This window comes from Lysobacter sp. Root690, from assembly GCF_001427785.1.
In the GTDB taxonomy this organism is placed as follows: Bacteria; Pseudomonadota; Gammaproteobacteria; order Xanthomonadales; family Xanthomonadaceae; genus Lysobacter.
In genome coordinates this window covers 736,629-756,215 of the sequence record NZ_LMHM01000013.1, presented here as the reverse complement: position 1 = coordinate 756,215, position 19,587 = coordinate 736,629, and the positions used below count along the sequence as shown (strand labels likewise).

Genomic DNA, 19,587 nt, shown 5'->3' with positions numbered 1-19,587 from the left:
GCGCATTGCGGGGCACCGCAGCCATCAGGAGTTCCAGCATGCCCATCACTTTGTACCGCGGCGATTCGCGGCCACCGGATCCGCTCGACCCCACCCAGGCCCCCACCGCGGCCAACAGCATTCGCGGCGCCGGTGGCTTTCAACCGTGGGTGGTCACGCCGCTGGCGACCGGACGCGAAGTCATCAACCGCTGCCTGCCGCCGCGCGGACCGGTCCCCGCGCTGCCGCCACCGGCCGACCAGACCGGCCTGCAGGCGCTGTTGGCCACGCCGAACGTCAGCCTCATCGACGTGCTGCGCGACATCAAGTCCGAAAAGACCCGCCGCACCATCCACCTGTCGACCGACACCACCATCGACGCGGGCGGTTATTCGACCGGCTATATCTATCAGATGACGTTCAACCTCAACGTCCAGGCCCTGGGCCAGGGCGCGGTGACGCCGGTCAACGCCGACACTCAACTGGCCTCGGCGACCAAGGCCAATGTGTTCTTCGACGGCGCCACCCTGGCCACCTCGAACCTGTTCGGAATTTCCGGCGGCCCGGTCGATCCGGGCGTGGAAGCGGCCTTCCTCACCGTGATTCCGATGGCCTACATCACCCACTACTGCGTTCCCGGTAATGAAGCCGCGGGCAGCGCGGCGAGGCCGTGGATCGCATTCTGATGCGATGCCGCGCGATGCGATGCGATCGGCGAGTGCGGCGTTAGCGCGGCATGCATGGATGCTGTCCGGGTACGCGGGCCAGCAGGAACGATTGCGTGCTTGGCTTGGACCGACGGTGCGCGCGAGAACGCGCACCGTCGGCTGTGCGCTTCACTCGGCCGGCGCAACGCCGACAGCAACCGCTCAGCGGCGCGCTTCGAACTCCCAAAACAATTCGCTGCGCCCCAGTGCCGCAAGCCGCGCTTCGACCTCGGCCAGCCATTCCGACTCGGGCCGCCGGCTCGCCCAGGCATAGGTCCGCGGCATCACGATGGGCCGGTCGTCGAACGCGGAGATCAGCGTGGAGTTAAGCGAGTCGGTCGCAATGGCCTTGCGGCCGGGCATATTGGCGGCCACCTCGCTCGCATGCCGTTGCAGCGACGCCATCATCGCCTGCTGGGACACCGGATCGCGCTCGACCGGGTGCTCGTAGGCGGAACACGCCACCAGGAAATCGGGCGGGCGATCTTCCAGCAACGCCGCCTGCAGACGATCATGACCATCGACGATCACATACGCCTGCAGACAGTCGAGCCGCCACAACACAATCGGTGGCAGCGCGCCTTCGCGAGCCTTCTTGCGCCACCATTTGACCCGGCCGTCGTCGGACGACGACGGCGCGCGCAGGTTCAACACCTGATCGATGGGATATTGACCGCCCCAATCGATGAACAGCACCGGATCGTCGCGCAATGCGTCGCGCACGCCGTTGACCGGCCAGTTCCAATGATTCAGACGCAGCTTTCCGGCCTCGAACTTCCAGGTGTCCGCGCGCGGACGCACTCCGATGAACATCCACATGCCCGCATGCAGAAACGAAGCGGGCCCGTCGCTCAGCGCCTGCGTGAACACGCGGCTCCAACTCGCCAGCCGCTGCGGCTCCGGCAATGCCGCATGCCGTTCGACGACCGCCGAATCCAGCGCCGAGGCAGGTACCGGCGGCTCCACTGGCGCATCGCTGCGCAACAAAAGAACCCCGTAATAATTGCCGAGCGGCGTGGCCCACAAGCGCGTCACCGGCTCGCCGCCGCCCGCCCGATCCTGCACCAGACGAATGCGGGCGTTGTGACCGCTCTCCAGACGCAACGCCGGCTTGCGATGACCGCCGTCGTCCTCGCGGCATTCCAGCGCCAGACCGAACCAACGGCCCGCATCGGTTTCGATGTCCTTCCAGTACACACTCATGATCGCGCTTGTTCCGTAAGCGGGCGCAGACCCGCATCGATTCTTATCGAGGCGCCAGCAACTGCTCGATCTGTTCCCTTTCGTCCAGCGAACGCTGGAACCCGTTGCGATACGCGGGTTCGTAACCGTCGCCCTTGAGCAGGAAAACGCTGTCCTCCTCGCTCACGACCTCCTGCATATCGCCCAGTTGGTAATGCCACATCGTCCACAGCGGCACCGTCAACGTCGGCGGCACCGCGCCGGCCCGCGAAAACAGCACTTGCTTGACCCGCAGATGGAACCGGATCTGATTCTTCAAACCCGGACCGGTACGCGCCTGCGGATCGGTCACCGCGCGCCCGCGCCTATCGACCATATCGACGCGAGTCACGTTGGCGACCACCACGTGATCGGCCAGGCGAACCATGTCCTCGAGCGGCATCTGCGGAACCGACGTCGCCGACGCCGCCGTCGCGAACCCCATCACCAGCCATGCCAGAACGTACTTCATGCCTGCCTCTCCCTGAGCCCGGCGACAAGTATCCCGATTGCGACGATCCCGTACAGCCCCCTGTAGGAGCGGCGCAAGCCGCGACATCGCAACCCCGCCCACCGCGCCATCCGCATCCCGCGGCGCATTCACCGACCAAATCGGTATCATCGCCCGCACAGGGACCTGTCCGTTGGAGCACACACCATGCCCGGCAAGACATCGAAACCGCCAGCGAAGACCGCAAGCAAGCCCGCCGCAAAAAAAGCCGCGAAGAAAGCCAGCAAGAAAGTCGCGAAGAAAACCGCCGCCACGACGCCCAAACCGCGCAAGACGGCAGCGAAACCGCAACCCGCCAACACCGCCACGCCGCGCCTGCTGTCCGGCGGCAATCCGCAGATAGCAAAAGCCTACGGCGACGCCCCCGTGCAGGCCTACATCGCGGCGATGCCCGGCTGGAAAAGCGCCATCGGCCGCCAGATCGATACCTTGGTCGAACGGGCCGTTCCCGAGGTCTACAAGGCGGTCAAGTGGAACTCGCCGCTGTACGGCATCGAAGGCGAAGGCTGGTTCCTCAGCATGCATACCTTCAACCACTACGTGAAAGTCGCCTTTTTTCGCGGCGCTTCGCTCGACCCCGTGCCGCCGGGCGAATCCCGGACGCCGCACACGCGCTACCTCAACGTGCGCGAAGACGAGCCGATCGACGAAGCCCAGTTCATCGCCTGGGTGAAGCAGGCCCGGCGCCTCCCCGGTGAGAAAATGTGAGCCGCCCCGGCCGGACGCATGCGTAGCATGTGCGCGCCGGACCATCCCATCGCCCCGCACACCTCTGCAGACGAAGCCATCGCCATGAAGAAAACGACCACGCTCGACACGGCCGCGGACGCAAGCGCGAACACCTCCGCGTCCGCACAGATAGACGCGAAAATCCAGGAGCTGGGCGATTGGCGCGGCGAGACGCTCGCGCGCATCCGGATGCTGATCAAGCAGGCCGACCCCGATGTGCTCGAGGAAGTGAAATGGCGAGGGGTTCCGGTGTGGTCGCACGACGGCATCGTGTGCACCGGCGAGACCTACAAGGCCGCGGTGAAGATGACCTTCGCCAAGGGCGCGTCGCTGGACGATCCGGCCGGCCTGTTCAACTCCAGCCTGGACGGCAATACCCGCCGCGCCATCGATGTCCACGAAGGCGACAAGCTCAACGAAAAAGCCTTGAAGACGCTGATCCGGGCCGCGGTGGCGCTCAATACCGCGGCACGCGCCAAACCCCGCCCTGCCGGCGCCACGAACAAAGTCGCAAAGAAAGTTACGAAGAAAGTTACGAAGAAAGTCGCGAAGAAAGTCGTTAAGAAAGTCGCGAAAAAAACCAAGGGCGAGTGACCCGCGGCGCGCGGGCCGCCTAGCCCGCTCGCAGCATCAACACCACACCGGTGACGGCCTGCGCGGCCGTCCATGCGCGAGCGGGCATGCGCCCGCTCATCCAGCCCGGACGCAGCGCGATGCCGCGACACACGCCGGTTGCGATGGCGCCGGTCGTGACCAGCATGGCCGCCAGATGCACACCGACGGCGGCCAATCCGAGCACGATCGAACCCGACGCGGTGATTTCCCGCGCCGGCGTGCCGCTCATGCAGATCGGCACCAGCGCCGGCACCAGCATCAGGCCGGCGCCGTGCACGGTGGCCATCAGGCACGACCACAGCGCGATCCCGACATGGCCGGTCGATGCGCGAATGCGAAATCGACCGGCAAGCGCCGAGCATGTCGCACTCGCCTCGGCGCCACGCAGCCCACGATGGATCGCCACGCCGATCAGCAAGGCGCCGGCCAGACCCTGCACCCATGCGCGATCCATCAACATGCCCTGGGCGACGGCGCAGACCACGATCGCGACCGATGCCGCATGCCCGGTCGCAATCGGCAGCAACGCGCGTCGCGCCTGAGCCTCGTCGCGCGCCCGCACACCACAGGCGGCGGCGAACATCCAGCCGTTCGCCGGGCTCGCGCCATGCGCGGCGCCGAGCCCGGCGATGGTCAGCCATGCCCATACCATGTCCATGATCCGTCCTCGCCCGGGCGTCGCAGGTTCAAGCCTTCGAGCAACACGCAGCCGTCGTCGGCACCGTGCTCACGGTCGCGGCCGGTTCGTAACGATCGTGATGGCGCACCCACGCCATCGGATAATCCAGCCCGTCCTCGTCGCGCCCCTTCGGCGTGAGTTCCAGCAGCGCATAGGCGTGCATCATCACTTCCACCCCGCGGCCGTAACGCGAATAGGTGTGGAAGACCGCGCCGGTTTCGTCGCGATGGAACACGCTGATACCCGGCGCCTCTTCGTGCGGAAACGGCTGGCGCGCGTAGTTGTAGTCGACCTTGCCGCTGGACAACTCGTCCTGGCTGAAGCTCACGCCGAAATCGCGATTGAAATCGCTGCCGTGCGAGGACACCCACGGGAAGCGCCAGCCCATGCGCCGACGAAAACGTTCGATATCGGCCAGCGGCGCGCGCGAGACCGCGAGCAAGGTGACATCGCGCTGGGCGAGATGAAGATTCGCCCCGTCGTTGTGATCGGCCATGTACGAGCAGCTCTTGCAGCCCTGCTCCCAGCCCGGTGCGAACATGAAGTGCTGCACCAGCAACTGGCTGCGTCCGTCGAACAGGTCGGCGAGGCGACGCGGCCCATCGAGGGCTTCGAAGACGTAATCCTTCTCGACCCGGACCCACGGCAGCGCGCGGCGCTCGCGCGCGATTTCGTCCTGCAGACGGGTCAGTTCCTTTTCGCGCGCCAGCAGGCTCATGCGTGCGGCGAGCCATTGCTCCCTGGACACGATCGGGTGATCGACGATGTTCGTTGCGGCTATCGCGGTGTTCATGCGGTGCTCCTCGGCCCGACGGGCCTTCATTGGGGGGGCGGCACGCCCAATCGCGGGCAAGGCTTCGCCGTCTCCGGTCGATCGACCGGATGAATAGGACAGTTGGAAAGCCGCTGAGTAATTGCGGCTGGGTCGTCGACGAATCGCGCGTCAGCGCATTCGCCGCGATGGGCCGCCGTGGCGCTGGCGGCGCATCGCTTCGGCGGGAATTACGCCGCCGATTTCGGCCGGCGCACCGCGCGGACCTTGCCGCTGGAACCGCCGCCGCAATAGAACAGATCCGCGCCGTCGGATTCGAGCCCGCTGACGCCGATGCCGTGCGGCAATTCCAGGCGTTCGAGCACGTCGCCGTTGGCCGGATCGATGCGGCGCAGTTCGTTGTCGTCGCCGTCCCAGGTCGCGTGCCACAGCTCGCCGTCGACCCAGGTCACGCCGGTGACGAAGCGATTGGATTCGATCGTGCGCAGGATCGCGCCGGTGGCCGGATCGATCCGATGGATCTTGCGATCGCGGTACTGCCCCACCCACAGGCTGCCCTCGGCCCAGGTCAGGCCGGAATCGCCGCCATTACCCGGCGCGGGAATCGACGCGACCACCGCGCCGGTCGCCGGATCGATCTTGTCGATGCGCGTCTCGGCGATCTGATACAGATGGGTGCCGTCGAACGCGGTGCCGGCATGCGCGGCGCAATCGAGCTTGCGCACGACCTGGCCGCTGTCGGGATCGAACGCGAGCACGTTCGCTTCGGTCGCGGCCCACACCCGCTCGCCGTCGTGGGTGACGCCGTGAATCCGTTCGGCGCCCTCGAACGGGCCGTATTCGCGCACGATTTCGGCCGCGCGGGTCGGGACTTGCCGAGTGGTGCTGTCGTTGCTGCTCATCATCCGTCTCCTGGGGCGCTCATGGCGGCGCCGTGAGGCCAATCTACTCAGGCGGCAGCGCGGCCGGGAGTAACAAGATCGTCGTGAATCCCACCAGCGGCGGCGCCAGCCAACGTTGCGCGCGCGCATGGCCGATCGAGCGCACCTGCGCGGCCGCCTCCAGTTCGACCAAGGCCCGCTGGACCGTGCGCTGGCTGTCGCCCAGGGCCAGCGCCAACGCCGAGGTCGACCAGGCCGCGCCATCGCCGAGCAAGGCCAGCAGCGCGGCCTGATCGCCGTCGATCGGCGGCATCAGCACGACCACGGCGCGGCTGTCGCGCGGGACCAGTTCGAAACCGCCCGCGGTCGCCTCGACCGCCGCCAACGGCGCGATCAAGGCGCGCAGCCGGCCGATCTCGACCCGCAGACGCGCGCGGTGGGTTTCGTCGGGATGCTTGGTCCGGAACACGCGGGCGATGAGACCATTGCGCTCGACATCGCCGGGCCAGCCTTCCGCAAGCGCGCACAGCAATGCGAACAACACCGGCCGCCGCGCCAACGACTGCGAACGATCGCCAGCGCGCAGGCCACGCCGGCAGGCATCCACCACCAGCGCATCCGACGCCAGCAATGCTTCGACCTGATCCAGCCGCAGCGGCTGCTCATGGCCGGCGTGAATGGTGCGCGCGGCGCTGCGAACGAGCGCCGCCCGCGCCTCGGCGACTTCGGCGATCAAGGCCGGCACGCGCGCGCGTTGCGCCGCATCGAGCGCGCGCTCCAATGCCGCCCGCGCCACCGCCGTGCGTAGCGAGCGCAACGCCAGCTCGGCGGCCGCCAACTCGGCCACGGCCGCCAACGAAGGCGGCAGGCCCGATGCATCCAGTCCGGCCAACGAAACCGCGGCCTCGTCGAGACGGCCGAGCAGAAGCTGCCGGCGCACCGCGATCAGACGCGCCTGCAGGGCATTGGCGCGATCGTTGCGCGCTTCCAGCACAGCCGCGGCCTCCGCGAGCGATCGCGGCGAGCCGCCCAGGTCGCGCATGGCCAGCGCCACTTCCGCCTCGGCGACGAGGCAACGCGCGCGAGCCAAGGCTTCGCGCGCGCCGAAACCGCGCGCGGCGCGGCGCAACAACTCGCGGGCGCGCGGGTACTCGCCCAACTGGGCCATCGCGATCCCGCGCAAGGCGAGCGCCGGCGGGTCGTCGCGCAGCGCGACACGGTCTAGGGCGCCGAGCGCATCGCCGACGGCCAGTGCGCGCCCGGCGGCGGCGATCAGGGAGTCCATCGCGACAGTCTACTGCGCGTCGCGCCGCCGGGCTTACGATTCGGCGCCCTGCTCATGCTCCTAGGGGCGCCGCGCGAATGCAGGGCCTAAAGAAGGTCCCTGCCCCGAGCCGCTCTACCGCTCAACGGCAACTGGTGTTGCCGTAAGCGTCCGTATGGCATCGCCGGGTGCTGCCGTCGCTATGGCGATAAGTCGTGTTGCCGTAAGCATCGGTGGTCGCGCGCGTGGTCGTGCCGTCGCTGTGGCGATAGGTGGTGTTGCCGTACCCGTCGGAACGGCCGCGCGTGACCGAGCCGTCGCTGTGACGCAGATAGGTGTTGCCATACCCATCGGCGCTCGCGCGGGTGCTGGTGCCGTCGCTGCGGCGATAGGTGGTGTTGCCATACCCATCGGACCGCGCGCGCGTGGTCGTGCCGTCGCTGTTGCGGCAATCGGTCCTGCCGTACCCGTCGCTGGAACAGCGCGTCTGCCCGGCCATCGCGGCGTGCGTGGCGAGCAATAAGGACAAAGCCAGTACGAGTCGTTTCACGCGATTGCTCTGTAAGTGGATGGCCGCAAGTGCACAGGCAAGCGCAGCGCCGGTCAAGCCCGAATCACGGCCGGCTGGCTTTGCCGAACTCGACGATTCGGGCCTTGAGCCCCGCGTCGCCCGGATTCGTGGCGAGCAAGGCGTCGGCGAATTTCGCGGCCTGCGCCGACGGCCCTTTGAAGACATCCATGGCCACGACCAGCAAGGCATAGCGGCCGTTGTCGTCGAGTTGACCCGCCGCATTCAACTCATCCAGCAGCGCGATCGCATTGTCGACCAGCTGCCCGCGCAGATAGATCTGTCCGAGCGCCAGCCGCACATGCGGGTTGCCCGGGTTCCTGGCCAGCACCTTGTCGCCCAGCGCGACCGCCTTCGCCTGGGCCTTGCCCGTCTTCAGATAGGCCATCACCAGCAAGGCCATGCCTTCGCTGTCTTGCGCCGGATCGGCGAGCATCGCATCGATCAGCTTGTCCGCCTCGCCGATCTGCCCAGCGCTCATGTACACCGACGCCAACATGATTTCGCCGCCGCGCTTCTTGTCGCGGTCCTTCGCGCCAAACCCCGCGATGGCCTGCTTGATCGCCACGATCGACTGCGGATAGCGCCCCAGCACATTGAGGACATTGCCCTTGATCAGCAACACGGTGGGATCGTGCGTGCGCGTCTGCGACTCGAACCGTTCCAGCAGGGTCAATGCCTTGGCCGGATCGCGCTTGGACAAGGCCTGCGCCAACATCAGCATCGATTGAAAATGATCGTCGTTGTCCAGCGCATCGGCATCGACCGCGCGGGTCAGATAGTCGATCACCGCAGGGTCGTCCACACGATCGGCCGCGAAACCGCCGACCATGTTGGCGACCGCGCGCTCATAGGCGCTGATCGATCGATCCGCCAGGATCGCATCGGCCGATGCGCGCAGCTTGGGGTACAGATCGGCCCGGCGCAGCCCGTCCGTGCGCTTGAACTCATCGCGCAAGGCCTGCAGCTTCGCGGTCATCTGCGGAGAAGACGCCGACGGTGCCGGCGCCTTGCGTGTCGCATCGGGAAAAATGGATGCCTGCTTCCCGGCCGACGCCGAAGCTGTAGCCGAAGAAGCCCGGCCTTCTTCCATACCGGGGCGCGCCGACACATCGGCGGCAACCCACAGCAGCAAAACCGAAACGGCGACGCTCAGGCAATGGCCACGCGTGGGATTTGACATCACTCCTCCAATGAGTGGATTCAAGAACGATCAGGTGGCAAACACGACGATTCATCCTGGAAAGACAAAACATACCCGAATGCGGCCGCATGCCGCGCGGCGATGGCCCAAAGATCCGGCCCGATGCGCCAGTTGCGCTCGCCGCCGCCGGGACCGGCGAAATACAGCACCGAGTGGATATGAATCGCGATATCGCGTTCCAGCAGATGCAGCGTTCGCGGCCATTGCGGCCAATGCGCCAGCGCACGATCGGCGAACTCGAACGAATTCAGCACCACCGTCATCAGCAGGAAGCGCTCATCCTCACCGAGTTCGCCCGCCTCGTAGACCGCTAGAAACTCATCGATTCGCCCGCTGTCCGCCCACTCGGCCTCGGGATCCTGCATCGAGGGATCGGCGACGAATCCGAACCGAGCGGCAAGCCGTTCAAGCGCCGCGGCCGTGGGATGCCGCCACAAATGCTCCGGAACCTCCATATCGCCATGCGTCCTGAGGTTGCGCTCCATCGAGCCGATACCGGGAAAGTAACGGAGTGACTTGGGCGGCGCCAGTCAGACTCCTAAACCGGTCGGACTGCTCGCTCATTCCGGTGCTCGATAGATTGCGCAGACACCGCGGCCCAACGCTTGTGCCATACACGGCAGCGGAATCACATTTGTTCGCACACAATGATTGTTTGCGTCAAACCGAATCAATTGCTTCCCCTCGTCTCGTTCGGCCGACGTTATCCTCACACCCAAGGACCAGGTCGATCCGAGCACTCAAAGGAAGAAACGGGAATGCCCACCTTGCCTCCTCCACCGGTTCCGCAGGGACTGCGCGAACTGCTCAAGGACTACCCGGACCATATCCAGCGCCTGCAGGAAGCCTTAAACAGCTACGTCCAAAAGCCGTTTCGGCTTATGCCATTCGATGGCGCGATATGGGTGCTCGAGGGCAGTCTGGAGACCTTCATAGCCGAAGCGCATCAAGAGATAGGAAATGCCGAGACCGACGGTGACCCGGAAGCTATCGCACTAGCTAGGGCAAAGAGATCCGCCTTTGGTTCGGCACGAGCCGACATGGGCCTATTGTCCGAACTTCGAACTTACTTCGATGCATGGAACTCAGGATGAGCGGACGAAACACACTCGGCGCCCGGGGCATCGCGAATGACTCGTCATTCAGCTCAGACACCGAAAGCACCTGAAAGACATACCCAATCCACGGCCCCGCTAGAGCGCTCTTAACCTAACCCCTTGCTCAATGCTGGTACGCGCTACCAGCGCTATCATATCGTTGGAAAACACGCCAACTTACGGGCTCATAAGGACTACACGAGAATGCCCACCTTGCCGACACCCCCAGTTCCGCAGGGAATCCGCGAACTTCTCATAGACTACCCAAATCACATTCGACGCCTACAAGAAGCCTTGAGTGACTACGCCAAAAAGCCTTTTCGTGTCATGCCGTTTGATGGGGCCATCTGGGCGCTTGAAGGAAGGCTCGACACTTTCGTTTCAGAAGCGCGCAAGGAACTCAAGCAAGCCAAGGCATCCGGAGATGATCAAGACATCGCACGAGCGGAAGAAAAAGAAATCTTGATGCTACATGCCTGCTTGGTGTCGCAATACGACCTCGGCGAACTGGCAGAATATTTTGACGCTCGCACACCTACCAATTAAAAGACACGGGAATGCCCATGCCATCTTTGCCACCGATTCCACCAAGGTTGCGTGAACTTCTAAAAGACTATCCAGATCATCTCGAGCGACTGCAAGAATCTCTAAACGATTACATCCGCGCCCCTTTTCGGGTGATGCCATTTGATGGCGCCATCTGGTCGCTTGAAGGCACTTTAGGGAGCTTTATCTCCGAAGCGCGCGAAGAATTAAAAATAGCCGAAGCCAGTGGAAATGCTGAAGCGATTGAAAAGGCGAAAGCTAAGGATGTCCTGATGTTCCGGGCGCATTCCGTTAACGGAGGAATGTCGGATCTCCATGACTTGCGGGCGTACTTTCAGCAATACACAGGGATGTGATGTGAACACGACCGATGCCAAGATTTCTGAGCAAGAACATGCTCAAACCTTCCAAGAAAAAATTCTTGTCGATGCGAATCTTGCCTCCAAGACATCCCTCAATCATCCCAAGGCCGTAATTCTAGGTGGCCAGCCCGGAGCAGGGAAAGGCGGACTCGTTGAAACCGTTCGCGGCGAGTTGCGAAACGATGCGATTGTCATCGACCCAGACAATCTTCGTGACGCACACCCCCACGTTACGGAATTTCGCCGCGAAACGCCGTACACGTGGTCAGGACGGACACACGCTGATGCAAGTCAATGGGCGGATGAACTACTGGATGCAACCGTCTCGGCCAAGAAAAACCTGATCTTCGATACAACGCTCAGCAACGGTCAATGGACATCCGAACTGATTAAGGACCTGCAAAGTAAGGGCTACGAGGTTGAAGTACGTGCAATTGCTGCACATCGGCTAGAAAGCGAACTAGGCGTCGACCGCCGATTCACACATAAACTAGATAGAGACGGCTTCGGCCGCCACGTCCCCGAAGGCGCCCGCGACGCCATATACGACAAGCTGCCCGCCAGTCTGGACACGGTTCACACGCAGACCGACGCACCCATCCGGATCTTCAATCGCGAAGGCGTCGAACTCTATGACAGTCGCACCAGCACACAGTTGCCGGGCGCCGCGCTGGAACAAGCCCGCGAAGCTCGACTGAAAGGCCCGGTGCTGACCCGCGCGCTCCGCGACGCATGGCAAGAACAGCAGAGCTGGCATCAGGAACTGCCCGAGAAGTTGCCCACCCACCCGAAGGTCGACCGGGCCACCGGCGAGAATCTGCTGGTCGAGCGCAGCGCGAACCGCGTTGTGGAACGTGTCGACAGCACCGCGGCGCAGGCGCTGGATGTGGACCATGCCACCCGGGTTCGGCCCACGCGCATCCATGCAGGCAAGGTCCTCGGCATCGCCGGTCTGGCGCTCGATGCCTACGACGCGGCCGACACCCTTCGAACCAGTAATCGTCTGCGAGGCGAAGGCAACGACACCGCGGCCGCCTCCGAGCTGATCCATTTCGGCAGCCGCACCGTCGGCGGCTTCGCGGGCGCCGGTCTGGGCGTGACGGCCGGCGCTATTGCCGGCGTCGAGACCGGCCCGGGATTGCTGGTCACCGGCGCCATCGGCGGAGTCGTGGGCGTGTTCGCAGGCGACAAGATCGCGCAGTGGACCGACGACCGCCGCATCTATCGCCAGGACGACGGACAAGGCAATACCTGGAACTACGACCCGGACCAACCCGATCGCGGCTGGCGGCGAACGGCGCCGGTCGATGCCAGCGACGACCGCATCGACAATCCGGCACGCAGTGAGTTGCGAGCCAGTCCCGCGCTGGCCAACGAACTCAACTACAAATCGACCAGCATCTCGGCCGAACTGGTGCTCGGCGGCCCGCCGAAACAGCGCGACCCGTTCGTTCAATCCGCCAACGCGAGCGACACACCCAGCATCACGCCGGCAAGCTGGACCCGTGACGCCGACAGCAACGAATGGCGACGCGAAGTCGTCATCGCGTTCGTCGAGCGCGGCATGAGCCCCAAGCGCATCGAGACCGCCGGCCCGGAGCGCGCCGCGGAGCTGGATCAAGCCGCCGCCAATACCGTGCTGCACAATGCCGCCAACAGCCCGCCGGCCATCGCGGCGCGTTACGAAGACGCCTACGCACGTAATGGCTGGGCGGCCCACGGCCCCATGCCCAATGCCGTGACCCATGCGCGCACGAACGTGGACACCCTGGTCGCCTCCGACGACAACCGCTACCAGCGCCGCGCCGACGGCGAATGGGTCAGCGACGGCATGATCTACGACTCCACCGCCAGCGGAAATCTGCGCGAGGAATTGAACGCCACCCGCGAAGTCCTGCGCGCGACACTCCCCCCGCCGCAAGCGGTGCAAGCGCCGCCGCCGACCACGCCTGAGGCCCGTTTACGCGATACCGTCATGGGCGCGTATGCCAATGCCGGCGTCTCGCCGAGCGCTGAACGCATCGAGGCGAGTGCGACAGCGGTTCGCACCACCTGGGCGGCGAACGGATTAAACCCGGACACCACGGCCCTGCAACTGCAGCCCAACGCCGACCGCCGCTACGATCAGGACAGCCCTATCGCGAGCCTGCGCCTGGACACCGACGGCAAGACCTATGTGATCGCGGCGGTGACCACGCCTGAAGAGATACAATACGCGCAAACCGCGAAGCGTGGCCCTACCACGACTGGCGACGCCTCCGAGCCGTCCCACGATCCATCTCCCGCGCCGCGCACAACGCCCGCTACGCCCTCGCCCGCCAATGCACGGCATCCCTCCGATCCGCGCGCCGCGGATCACCCGGACCACCGCCTGTACACGCAGATCGAACAGGGCGTGCATCGCATCGACGCCCAACTGGGTCGAACGCCGGACGCCGGCAGCGAGCGCCTTGCGATGAGCGCGTTCGTCGCAGCCAAGGCCCAGGGCATCGACTCGGCCGACCACGTTGCACTCAGCCGACAGGGCACGCACCATGCCGCGGGCTCGTTCGTTTTCGTCGTGCAAGGTCAGGACCCGACCGACGTGCGCAACGCCGTCGCCCGGGTATCGACAGTCGAAGCACTAAATCAGCCGCTCGACCGCTCGCTGCAACAGATGGACGCAATGAAGCAGGAACAAGCCCGCTCGCAGACAGCGGCGCAAGAGACCCAATCCGCAGCCGAGCACGGACGCGGCCAGAGGATGGGATAACGACGCCGAGCCGAAGGAGATCGATCGTGGACTGGGCCAAGAACTACATCGCCAGACTGCAGGCCGGCGAGACCGTGACGTTTCGTCCCACCGGCGGCTCCATGACCGGCAAGATCGAGTCCGGGCAACTGTGCACCGTGGTCCCGGTCGATACCGCCACGCTCCGCGTCGGCGACATCGTGCTGTGCCGCGTCGACAGCAACGACTACCTGCATCTGGTGAAGGCGATCAACGCCGGGGAATTTCAGATCGGCAACAACCGCGGTTTCATCAACGGCTGGATCGCGGCGTCGGAGATCTTCGGCAAGTGCGTTCGGATTGAGCCGTAGCAGACAGCAGATCGGCGGTGGTTCGTACGCGAGTTGAATCGCGCGTTGCGCGAAGTCAGTTCAAAGATTCGTCGCCCTGTCACTGACGAACGAATCCATCCTCGACTAAAGCTGCCACACGCCGTGATCGTTGCCGCCCTGCAGGTAAATGGCGAAGGTTCCGTGCCCGGGGATCAGCATGGGCTCAACGGCGATCTGACCGCCCGCCTCCACCACGGCAGCGACAGCCGCCTCGATGTCCTTCACCAACCAATAAGGCCGAACCACCGGCGCCTCGGTCGTGCGCAACGGCGCGCGCACGCCGACGAAGCCGCCACCCGCCAACGGCGCGGTGCGCGCGTCGCCGAGGCTCGCGTCGGGTTCGCCGAATTGGACGCCATGGGTTGATGCGTAAGCGGCGCATACGGCGTCGACTTCGTTGGTTACGATTTCGAGATAATGGACTTTCATCGCATTTTACTCCAGTTGCGGAAAGATCAACCGCTTCTTGCTAACGACTAGCTTGCCGTATCGAGCCGCCGCTACTCCAGCCGTAATCCCAAGGACAGAGCTTGCTAAAAAAGCTGGCTTAGATTCAATCTGGTCCATCTCAGGACTGTGAAGTTGTCAGGCATCTGCGAACAACGGCAGGATTTTTCGATGAAGCTGACGCAGCAGATCCAGATACACTGACTGACCACGCTCAATTTTTCCGTGCCGGTAGTCGAGCAACGCCTTAGCAAGCGCATGCAGTGCCGGATCGCTGGAAAGCCGCATCTGCTCGATGATTTCCGATCGTTCGTAGATCGCCTCAGCACGTTTGACGACGTCACTCACGTAGTCGGCCCTGCCTACCAGCCCTTGAAGTCTTGAGAAGTGAAATGGCAAGTCAAGATCAACCCGGTATATCCAGCACAAGTCCGTAACGTTGCAAGTTCATTTAGCTGCCTGACATTCGAATCAAGTCAATGGCGAATAGATTCGCCTTGAATGCGCCCTTACGATCGAACTTACGCCGCCCATGATTGCGCCGAACTAATATTGGATTTCGCGAACGGGTACGCCGCGCGCTATCGCCTTGAGCGCCACGGCTTCGCAGGTCGCGGAATCTTCGATAAGCCAATACACCTGGGTGGACTCATTGAACAATCCATGGCTGACCTCGCGCCAGCCCCGCGACGTCACCGATACACCATGAGTGGCGCATAGCGTCTTGAGGCGATGCGCTTCCATCGACTCGTGCTCACCCAGGTCGAACTCGCGTACACCCTTTAGGGCAAAAACCGTGGCCGCTGGCGCAGCGGCGAGGGATGGCAGGATCGCCCGCAGGGCCTTGAGGTCTCGCACATCCGCTCCCGCTTCGAAGTTCGCCACCAGATGCACGCGGTCTTCCACCGTGCGCAACACCACCCAGCCGGGTTCCGTACCGTTCCAGAGATGTTCGCAATCTTCGATCACTGGCATTGGGAGTTCTTTCGTAAGTAAGCCGAGTGGCTGAGGCACGGCCACACCCGCCGGGCCGAGAGCCGCATGTTGGGCGATGAATCCCGCAGCGAGATTACTTCAGATTCCTGTTGGCCTGACTGGAGAGCGGCCCTGCTTCACGGCCTAGGTGGGGCAAGGCTCTGCGGCGAGCGAGCATACCTGCAGGACGGCAGCCCTGGGCTCTGCGTGCTTTGGGAGCACGCAGCCCTCGAACCAAACCATGACGTGCTGTCCCGGCGCGAGGTCCTCGGCATCGATGCCACCGCCGTACACCGTGAAAAGTTCCGTATCCGGAGCGACCATGATTCGAACGGGCTTGGACTTGCCATCGACTTTGAGCATCACCTGCCCCGGATCTGCGCGGACGATCTTGCCGATCAACGACGCCGCAGAGGGTTGGACGTCACCGCCATCCGCAACAGGAAGCACGCATTTCTTGGCTGCTGCCATGTCAGAGGCAACGATCAGCGCGAACGCGATGAGTGCCAGCGTTTTGTAATGCGTGAATGCCATCTCGTCGTATCATTTTGTGTGTGGCGGCCTAGGATTACGGAATCATGCGGCAACTCCTGCCGACCGACTCCACCATCGCTCGCATAAGTAAATTCTTCATAAGCTGCACTTTTCACCGTGTTCTTACTTCTAGAACACGTCCTTGTCAGACCCCTCACTCCAACCTATTTTTTGAAGTGTCTCCAGAAAATGGCGATTACTAGACAGTTCCGGCCATTCTATGGCCTCAAGCGCGGCCACCGAGCGCTCACGTACTATTCTCCAATTTTCAAGCTGGAAAATTTCGCTCGTGAAGCATTGACTCTCGTCGGGAGTCAACTCATCTAAAGTGTCTGAGATGCCACGCAACGCCAGCAGAAGCTCAGGTCGCGCATGACCGGCGATAAGCTCCAGAAATTTTTGATACGCAGCACCAAAATCCAGAGTCAAGTCACAGTAAGCGCAATCGGGTATCTCGGCCGCTTGCTGATCGGCCTGCAGTGAGAGAGATACAAGCGCGTCGCCGAGCGCGTAGAGCGCAAGAAGTTCGCGCGTGTCGGTGTGGTAGTCCCACTCCCAAATGAGGTTGGAGAAACCGTTACCCATGCCGGGCCTGCATCAAATGGTTCATCGTCAAAACGAATGGACGCGTTGAGCCACGCGTGCGAGCGAGTTCGAACTGCATCGCCATTCCTTGAAAATCAACTCTACCGGGATACTTGACTAGCATATCTGATAGTCGGATGCTTGCTCCCGGAGACTCAAAACTCCTTACAGAGCGGTTCCCACCTCCGAAATATCCGGTGGGTTTTTTGTGTCTGCTGTTCGGGCACAAGCTCGGCGCGTTCCTGCGTCGGGAGGGCGGCGAATACAACACCCGCAAGGGGAATAAGCCCGCCGTCTCTGTACGGTTTTGAGCCTCCCGACTTCCCGCCTGCGACTTAGCGCAGCGCGGGCCCTGGTGTTGTGTCCTAGGAAGAAGGAGTGCCCTATGCCCCCGAAGGCTTCGTCCGCCGGCGATCTGGACAGTTTCAGTGTGTCGCTGCCGCTGAATGCGTTTTTTGAGTTGCGGGAGTTTCAGGATCAGTTGCTGAGCGCGGCCCGCACGCTCGATCCGGCTACGTCCCCCTGCCCCTCCACCCGTCCGCACGAGCAATCGCGGCATCGTGCGCTGGCGTCAGTGTTCCGGACCTGGGCGGATCAGGTCGACTGCAGCCTGGAATCGGTGCGGCCGGCTTAGCGGCCCTCGCAAGCTCGGCCGTCGTCGTTGGGGCGGCGGTCGTGCCGCGCAAATGGCGGCGTTTGGGGCGTGGCGCTGCGGTTGTCCGGCGTCCGGGCCGGGCGTCGGCCGAAAAAGTTTCGGGTTTGGGATGCTGCGGCGCAGGCGTGTGCCTGATGGCTGCATTCGCGGCACGCGATAGGCGGGGGTTGCGGGCCGGGATCGCAGGCGCCGCGTCGGCGGTTGCGGGCGCAAGGTTCGCGGCGGGGTGCGCAAGGCTTTGAGGGCCGGCCGCAAGGCTCGGAACCTTGCGAGTGGAGAGCAAAGGCTTGCCATCGCAAGGGTCCGAGGCTTGCGCGCGGGCTTGGAGGCTTGCGCGCGGGGCGTTGCACCTTGCGTTTGGGATCGCGAGCCTTGCGGTCGGAGCGTCGAGGTCTGCGATCGCAAGCCTGGGAGCCTTGCGACCGGGCGCGAAGGCTTGCGCGCGATGCTTGGAGGCTTGCGCGCCGGCATCGGCGCTGCGCACGCAAGGGTGCATGCGGTGTGCGCAAGCTTTCGGAGGCGTGAATGCGGGCTCGCGGGCGGGCGCGGGCCGGGTTTCGGCGCGCGGACGGCGGTCTAGGCTGCGCGCGTCGGCCGTGTCGGCCGGCGTACTGACATGGACTATCAAGGAACGAAGATGAGTCAGAACCTGATCGATTTGAATCTGTCCGCCGAGGCGCTGGACGCCGTGGATGCGGCGCTCACGCAGTTGGAAGCGCAGTTGGCGCCGTTGATCGGCTTGAACGTGGACCAGCGCCGGCAGTTGACCAAGATGGGCGAGAAGTCGGAGTCGTTCTGCCGGCAGGCGGTGGACGTGATGCAGCAGAACCCGAACATCCTGCCGCGCAATTTCGACCTGGAGGCGATGCGTCGCGACCTGGCCGCGTTCGATGCGCTGCGGCCGCGGCTGGTGCGGTTGACGCGCTTGTTCGAGCGCGCCAACGACACCCACATGGCGCTGGGCAGCGACCTGATGAGCAATGCGCTGGAGGGCTATGCGTTCTTGAAGATTTCCGGCAAGGGCGAAGGGCTGGAAGGCCTGCGCAAGACCTTGTCGGCCCGGTTCAATCGGGCGCGGCCGGAAGTGCAGCCTTCGGCGCCGAGCGCATCGTAAGGCTCGTTTGCGATCTGCGAACTAAAAAAGCCCCGCCAAGCGGGGCTTTTTTCATGCGCCGATTTACTGTTGGTGCGGTTGCTCTTTCGCGTCCGCCAACTTGGCCAGCGCACTGTCTATCGTGCGAATGGATTGTTCGGTCAGGCTTTTCGGCGCGGGGCCGTCGCGCTTGGCGCGCTTTGAGTAGTGCAACGCCTCGCGAATCATTACCAACTCTTCTGCATTCAGATCAACGATAGCCACAGTCACCTCAGGTAGCGCCGACAACAAGAAAACCCGAAGTGCAGTGTACAGATATGCGCGCGCCCTGCCCGGTGTTCATGGCATCCAGGAAACAGGAGCATCGCGCCCATAACATTCCTTGTGCACCCGCTCGCCAGCCGCGTAGACATGCGTCTTGATCTCACGCTGGTAATCAAGCACTTCGTCCCACCGCGCTTGCGGCGCGGCTTGACTACGGGGCATGCCCTTGCGCGCTTCGCGCACAGCCAAATCCGCCAGGGCCAGTTGCTTTACGGCGACCTCATCCAATTCCAGCGACAACGGCGCCAATTCCACGGGTATCAGATCGGCCATTGCATCGAACTCCCGAATCGCCGAGTCGACATCCGCCGCTGTCACGCCGCGGATGGCCCATCTGGCTTCCATCTCGTCAACCGTTCTGATCCAGTTGATCGCGACGGTCAGCGATCGCATGAAGATCGCGGCTGCGGCTTTGCGCTTGAGCGCTTGACTCGCCGCCTGTTGCCGCATGGCGTCCAGGCCCAGCTTCAACGCGACAATCGCCGCAAACAACGCTCCCAACGCGGAAGCCCATCCGGCCGCTTCGGCACTCCAAAGTATTTTGTAAGCACTCCCCGTCTTTCCGGACGCGATCGCATAGGCCCCGGCACCCGCAAGCGCCGAGGCGATACACAGTCCGCAGGTTACCGCTGTCGATATACCGCGATTGGATTCCATATCCGCTCCGACACGTCCGTGCTCGCACTACGGATACCGTCATAGTCGGCCGCAGTTCTCAGCTTTGTTGCATCGCCCGC

Annotated in this window: 25 protein-coding genes and 1 pseudogene; 10 read left to right on the top strand and 16 right to left on the bottom strand. The window is 63.8% G+C overall.

Translation table 11 applies throughout. The features are described 5' to 3' along the window. The first annotated feature begins 38 nt into the window (after positions 1–38). Complete coding sequence (locus tag ASD86_RS15300) at positions 39–665, top strand: hypothetical protein (protein ID WP_056112089.1); 627 nt, start codon at positions 39–41, stop codon at positions 663–665. A gap of 183 nt (positions 666–848) precedes the next feature. On the opposite strand, the gene ASD86_RS15295 is transcribed toward ASD86_RS15300, so the two are convergent. Continuing rightward, on the bottom strand, positions 849–1,889 hold the full coding sequence (locus ASD86_RS15295) for a hypothetical protein (protein WP_157476683.1): 1,041 nt from the start codon (positions 1,887–1,889) through the stop codon (positions 849–851). Between the two features lie 43 nt (positions 1,890–1,932). Next, a complete protein-coding gene (locus ASD86_RS15290; protein ID WP_056112084.1) occupies positions 1,933–2,379 on the bottom strand; it encodes a hypothetical protein in 447 nt (148 codons plus the stop codon). A 186-nt stretch (positions 2,380–2,565) separates the two neighbouring features. Between ASD86_RS15290 and ASD86_RS15285 the strand changes: the two genes are divergently transcribed. Further along, positions 2,566–3,126, top strand: coding sequence for a DUF1801 domain-containing protein (locus tag ASD86_RS15285; protein ID WP_082578376.1), 561 nt, complete (start codon positions 2,566–2,568; stop codon positions 3,124–3,126). An 84-nt stretch (positions 3,127–3,210) separates the two neighbouring features. Continuing rightward, positions 3,211–3,627 (top strand): annotated as a pseudogene (locus ASD86_RS15280) (DUF1801 domain-containing protein); the annotation flags it as partial. A 133-nt stretch (positions 3,628–3,760) separates the two neighbouring features. Here ASD86_RS15280 and ASD86_RS15275 read toward each other — a convergent pair. The 7 genes from ASD86_RS15275 to ASD86_RS15245 all read right to left on the bottom strand — a co-directional run bounded on the left by ASD86_RS15275 (position 3,761) and on the right by ASD86_RS15245 (position 9,615). Continuing rightward, complete coding sequence (locus ASD86_RS15275) at positions 3,761–4,420, bottom strand: hypothetical protein (RefSeq protein ID WP_082578374.1); 660 nt, start codon at positions 4,418–4,420, stop codon at positions 3,761–3,763. A 28-nt stretch (positions 4,421–4,448) separates the two neighbouring features. After that, positions 4,449–5,234, bottom strand: a complete 786-nt coding sequence (locus ASD86_RS15270; RefSeq protein ID WP_056112079.1) for a thioredoxin family protein — start codon at positions 5,232–5,234, stop codon at positions 4,449–4,451. Positions 5,235–5,443: 209 nt separating this feature from the next. Beyond that, positions 5,444–6,115, bottom strand: a complete 672-nt coding sequence (locus ASD86_RS15265; RefSeq protein WP_056112815.1) for a PQQ-binding-like beta-propeller repeat protein — start codon at positions 6,113–6,115, stop codon at positions 5,444–5,446. A gap of 43 nt (positions 6,116–6,158) precedes the next feature. After that, the gene (locus ASD86_RS15260) at positions 6,159–7,379 is read right to left on the bottom strand and encodes a hypothetical protein (protein ID WP_056112077.1); all 1,221 of its coding nucleotides are present in this window, start codon (positions 7,377–7,379) and stop codon (positions 6,159–6,161) included. Between the two features lie 121 nt (positions 7,380–7,500). Further along, on the bottom strand, positions 7,501–7,908 hold the full coding sequence (locus ASD86_RS15255; RefSeq protein ID WP_157476681.1) for a hypothetical protein: 408 nt from the start codon (positions 7,906–7,908) through the stop codon (positions 7,501–7,503). Between the two features lie 64 nt (positions 7,909–7,972). After that, positions 7,973–8,905, bottom strand: coding sequence for a tetratricopeptide repeat protein (locus tag ASD86_RS15250; RefSeq protein ID WP_056112071.1), 933 nt, complete (start codon positions 8,903–8,905; stop codon positions 7,973–7,975). 224 nt (positions 8,906–9,129) lie between these two features. After that, positions 9,130–9,615 carry a hypothetical protein gene (locus ASD86_RS15245; protein WP_157476679.1) on the bottom strand — a complete coding sequence of 162 codons (486 nt, stop codon included), beginning with the start codon at positions 9,613–9,615 and terminating at the stop codon, positions 9,130–9,132. A 273-nt stretch (positions 9,616–9,888) separates the two neighbouring features. Between ASD86_RS15245 and ASD86_RS15240 the strand changes: the two genes are divergently transcribed. From ASD86_RS15240 to ASD86_RS15220, 5 genes are all read left to right on the top strand, one after another. Further along, the gene (locus tag ASD86_RS15240) at positions 9,889–10,224 is read left to right on the top strand and encodes a hypothetical protein (RefSeq protein WP_056112065.1); all 336 of its coding nucleotides are present in this window, start codon (positions 9,889–9,891) and stop codon (positions 10,222–10,224) included. Between the two features lie 207 nt (positions 10,225–10,431). After that, entirely contained in the window at positions 10,432–10,773 is a 342-nt protein-coding gene (locus ASD86_RS15235; protein WP_157476677.1) for a hypothetical protein, read from the top strand. An 11-nt stretch (positions 10,774–10,784) separates the two neighbouring features. Beyond that, positions 10,785–11,129: a hypothetical protein gene (locus ASD86_RS26020; RefSeq protein ID WP_235567768.1), complete on the top strand. Its 345-nt coding sequence runs from the start codon at positions 10,785–10,787 to the stop codon at positions 11,127–11,129. A gap of 1 nt (position 11,130) precedes the next feature. Continuing rightward, a complete protein-coding gene (locus ASD86_RS15225) occupies positions 11,131–13,887 on the top strand; it encodes a zeta toxin family protein (RefSeq protein ID WP_162253674.1) in 2,757 nt (918 codons plus the stop codon). 26 nt (positions 13,888–13,913) lie between these two features. After that, positions 13,914–14,216, top strand: coding sequence for a hypothetical protein (locus ASD86_RS15220; RefSeq protein WP_056112051.1), 303 nt, complete (start codon positions 13,914–13,916; stop codon positions 14,214–14,216). Between the two features lie 105 nt (positions 14,217–14,321). Here ASD86_RS15220 and ASD86_RS15215 read toward each other — a convergent pair whose 3' ends face one another. The 5 genes from ASD86_RS15215 to ASD86_RS15195 form a co-directional block, all read right to left on the bottom strand. Beyond that, positions 14,322–14,666 (bottom strand): hypothetical protein, encoded by a 345-nt coding sequence (locus ASD86_RS15215; RefSeq protein ID WP_056112048.1) that lies wholly within the window; start codon positions 14,664–14,666, stop codon positions 14,322–14,324. Positions 14,667–14,822: 156 nt separating this feature from the next. Beyond that, positions 14,823–15,032 (bottom strand): hypothetical protein, encoded by a 210-nt coding sequence (locus tag ASD86_RS15210; protein ID WP_157476675.1) that lies wholly within the window; start codon positions 15,030–15,032, stop codon positions 14,823–14,825. Between the two features lie 198 nt (positions 15,033–15,230). Beyond that, the gene (locus ASD86_RS15205) at positions 15,231–15,659 is read right to left on the bottom strand and encodes a hypothetical protein (RefSeq protein WP_157476673.1); all 429 of its coding nucleotides are present in this window, start codon (positions 15,657–15,659) and stop codon (positions 15,231–15,233) included. A 144-nt stretch (positions 15,660–15,803) separates the two neighbouring features. Then, positions 15,804–16,193, bottom strand: a complete 390-nt coding sequence (locus ASD86_RS15200; RefSeq protein ID WP_056112039.1) for a hypothetical protein — start codon at positions 16,191–16,193, stop codon at positions 15,804–15,806. A 129-nt stretch (positions 16,194–16,322) separates the two neighbouring features. Continuing rightward, the gene (locus ASD86_RS15195) at positions 16,323–16,778 is read right to left on the bottom strand and encodes a hypothetical protein (protein ID WP_056112036.1); all 456 of its coding nucleotides are present in this window, start codon (positions 16,776–16,778) and stop codon (positions 16,323–16,325) included. A gap of 385 nt (positions 16,779–17,163) precedes the next feature. Between ASD86_RS15195 and ASD86_RS15190 the strand changes: the two genes are divergently transcribed. Continuing rightward, positions 17,164–17,412, top strand: coding sequence for a hypothetical protein (locus ASD86_RS15190; protein ID WP_157476672.1), 249 nt, complete (start codon positions 17,164–17,166; stop codon positions 17,410–17,412). A gap of 658 nt (positions 17,413–18,070) precedes the next feature. Further along, a complete protein-coding gene (locus tag ASD86_RS15185) occupies positions 18,071–18,547 on the top strand; it encodes a hypothetical protein (protein WP_056112031.1) in 477 nt (158 codons plus the stop codon). Positions 18,548–18,610: 63 nt separating this feature from the next. Here ASD86_RS15185 and ASD86_RS26830 read toward each other — a convergent pair whose 3' ends face one another. Further along, positions 18,611–18,790 carry a hypothetical protein gene (locus ASD86_RS26830; RefSeq protein WP_157476670.1) on the bottom strand — a complete coding sequence of 60 codons (180 nt, stop codon included), beginning with the start codon at positions 18,788–18,790 and terminating at the stop codon, positions 18,611–18,613. A gap of 75 nt (positions 18,791–18,865) precedes the next feature. Further along, complete coding sequence (locus ASD86_RS15180; protein ID WP_157476668.1) at positions 18,866–19,507, bottom strand: hypothetical protein; 642 nt, start codon at positions 19,505–19,507, stop codon at positions 18,866–18,868. Between the last annotated feature and the right edge of the window lie 80 nt (positions 19,508–19,587).

Coding starts and splice junctions, on each gene's coding strand:
- ASD86_RS15300 (WP_056112089.1), top strand. CDS start 39: ATGCCCATCACTTTGTACCGCGGCGATTCGCGGCCACCGGATCCGCTC.
- ASD86_RS15295 (WP_157476683.1), bottom strand. CDS start 1,889: ATGAGTGTGTACTGGAAGGACATCGAAACCGATGCGGGCCGTTGGTTC.
- ASD86_RS15290 (WP_056112084.1), bottom strand. CDS start 2,379: ATGAAGTACGTTCTGGCATGGCTGGTGATGGGGTTCGCGACGGCGGCG.
- ASD86_RS15285 (WP_082578376.1), top strand. CDS start 2,566: ATGCCCGGCAAGACATCGAAACCGCCAGCGAAGACCGCAAGCAAGCCC.
- ASD86_RS15275 (WP_082578374.1), bottom strand. CDS start 4,420: ATGGACATGGTATGGGCATGGCTGACCATCGCCGGGCTCGGCGCCGCG.
- ASD86_RS15270 (WP_056112079.1), bottom strand. CDS start 5,234: ATGAACACCGCGATAGCCGCAACGAACATCGTCGATCACCCGATCGTG.
- ASD86_RS15265 (WP_056112815.1), bottom strand. CDS start 6,115: ATGAGCAGCAACGACAGCACCACTCGGCAAGTCCCGACCCGCGCGGCC.
- ASD86_RS15260 (WP_056112077.1), bottom strand. CDS start 7,379: ATGGACTCCCTGATCGCCGCCGCCGGGCGCGCACTGGCCGTCGGCGAT.
- ASD86_RS15250 (WP_056112071.1), bottom strand. CDS start 8,905: ATGACCGCGAAGCTGCAGGCCTTGCGCGATGAGTTCAAGCGCACGGAC.
- ASD86_RS15245 (WP_157476679.1), bottom strand. CDS start 9,615: ATGGAGCGCAACCTCAGGACGCATGGCGATATGGAGGTTCCGGAGCAT.
- ASD86_RS15240 (WP_056112065.1), top strand. CDS start 9,889: ATGCCCACCTTGCCTCCTCCACCGGTTCCGCAGGGACTGCGCGAACTG.
- ASD86_RS15235 (WP_157476677.1), top strand. CDS start 10,432: ATGCCCACCTTGCCGACACCCCCAGTTCCGCAGGGAATCCGCGAACTT.
- ASD86_RS26020 (WP_235567768.1), top strand. CDS start 10,785: ATGCCCATGCCATCTTTGCCACCGATTCCACCAAGGTTGCGTGAACTT.
- ASD86_RS15215 (WP_056112048.1), bottom strand. CDS start 14,666: ATGAAAGTCCATTATCTCGAAATCGTAACCAACGAAGTCGACGCCGTA.
- ASD86_RS15205 (WP_157476673.1), bottom strand. CDS start 15,659: ATGCCAGTGATCGAAGATTGCGAACATCTCTGGAACGGTACGGAACCC.
- ASD86_RS15200 (WP_056112039.1), bottom strand. CDS start 16,193: ATGGCATTCACGCATTACAAAACGCTGGCACTCATCGCGTTCGCGCTG.
- ASD86_RS15195 (WP_056112036.1), bottom strand. CDS start 16,778: ATGGGTAACGGTTTCTCCAACCTCATTTGGGAGTGGGACTACCACACC.
- ASD86_RS15190 (WP_157476672.1), top strand. CDS start 17,164: ATGCCCCCGAAGGCTTCGTCCGCCGGCGATCTGGACAGTTTCAGTGTG.
- ASD86_RS15185 (WP_056112031.1), top strand. CDS start 18,071: ATGAGTCAGAACCTGATCGATTTGAATCTGTCCGCCGAGGCGCTGGAC.
- ASD86_RS15180 (WP_157476668.1), bottom strand. CDS start 19,507: ATGGAATCCAATCGCGGTATATCGACAGCGGTAACCTGCGGACTGTGT.